Below are 725 nucleotides of genomic sequence, written 5' to 3'. Positions count from 1 at the left end.
GTTGTTGGGCCGGTGCCAGTCGAAGGGTTTGGGCATCAGCGAGATCATGTTCATTAATGAGCGTGCGTCCCGGTCCGAGGAGGAGATCCGGGAGGGTTTGCTGCATATCTGGTCCGTGATGGAGGCCTGTGTGGAAACCAGTTTGAAGCGTGAGGGTGTGCTTCCTGGCGGGTTGCGGGTTCGTCGTCGTGCGCCGGATTGGTTGGAGCGGCTCCTGAAGGAGGATAAGGACCGGAATGATCCGAAGTATTGGCAGGAGTGGGTGAACCTGATCGCGTTGGCGGTCAATGAGGAGAACGCCTCGGGCGGGCGTGTGGTGACGGCGCCGACCAATGGGGCTGCGGGGATCATTCCGGCGGTGTTGTATTACGCGTTGAATTATGCGCCGGGGATGGATAAGGCTTCCCAGCAGGATCGGGATGATGTGGTGGTGAAGTTCCTTCTGACTGCCGGTGCTGTGGGGGTTTTGTATAAGGAGCAGGCGTCCATTTCGGGTGCTGAGGTGGGGTGTCAGGGTGAGGTGGGGTCGGCGTCGTCGATGGCTGCTGCTGGTTTGGCTGAGGTGATGGGTGGTACGCCGGGGCAGGTGGAGAATGCTGCGGAGATCGCGATGGAACATAACCTGGGGTTGACGTGTGATCCGATCGGGGGGTTGGTGCAGATTCCGTGTATTGAGCGGAACGCGATTGCTGCGGCGAAGGCGATCAACGCGGCGAAGATGGCGT

Annotated in this window: 1 protein-coding gene; it reads left to right on the top strand. The window is 60.1% G+C overall.

The genetic code is table 11. From position 1 onward, the window contains the following. On the top strand, window positions 1-725 hold a 725-nt coding region (locus HP499_RS24700; RefSeq protein WP_172326636.1), incomplete at both ends, for an L-serine ammonia-lyase.

The sequence above is a fragment of the Paenarthrobacter sp. CM16 genome (genome assembly GCF_013179505.1).
In the GTDB taxonomy this organism is placed as follows: Bacteria; Actinomycetota; Actinomycetes; order Actinomycetales; family Micrococcaceae; genus Arthrobacter.
This window is presented reverse-complemented; position numbering and strand designations above follow the sequence as displayed.